This is a genomic window from Ruegeria sp. F12, from assembly GCF_056533885.1.
Window position 1 is genome coordinate 1 of record NZ_JBQFOV010000032.1, and the last position, 641, is coordinate 641.

Consider the following 641-nt stretch of genomic DNA (forward strand, 5'->3'; position numbering starts at 1 on the left):
GGGGCCTGTGTGGGCCAGGTGGGCAAGTTCATCTGCATCGGCCTGAACTATGCCGACCACGCCGCCGAAAGCGGCATGGAGCTGCCCGCCGAACCAGTCATCTTCTTCAAAGCCACATCCGCCATCATCGGCCCCAATGACACGGTCGAAATCCCCCGCAACTCGGTCAAAAGCGACTGGGAGGTCGAGCTGGGCGTGGTGATCGGGAAAGAGGCGAAATACGTCTCGGAAGAGGACGCGCTGGATCATGTCGCGGGCTATTGCGTAGTCAATGATCTGTCCGAGCGAGACTTTCAGCTGCACCGCTCGGGCCAGTGGGTCAAGGGCAAGTCTGCCGACACGTTTGGCCCAATCGGCCCCTGGCTGGTTACGCGCGATGAGGTGCCGGATCCACAAAACCTGCCGATGTATCTTGAGGTCAACGGGCATCGCTATCAGGACGGCTCGACCAAGACGATGCATTTCGGCGTCGCCACGGTGATCTCGCACCTGTCGCAATTCATGTCGCTGCAGCCGGGGGATGTGATCTCGACCGGGACGCCTCCGGGTGTTGGGATGGGACAGAACCCGCAAACCTATCTGAAGCCCGGCGACAAGATGGAGTTGGGGATCGAAGGACTGGGCGTGCAACGGCAGGATGT

Annotated in this window: 1 protein-coding gene; it reads left to right on the forward strand. The window is 60.8% G+C overall.

Annotated elements, in window-relative coordinates; translation table 11 throughout:
• On the forward strand, positions 1 to 641 hold a 641-nt coding region (locus ACR0CA_RS20320; RefSeq protein WP_480878640.1), incomplete at both ends, for a fumarylacetoacetate hydrolase family protein.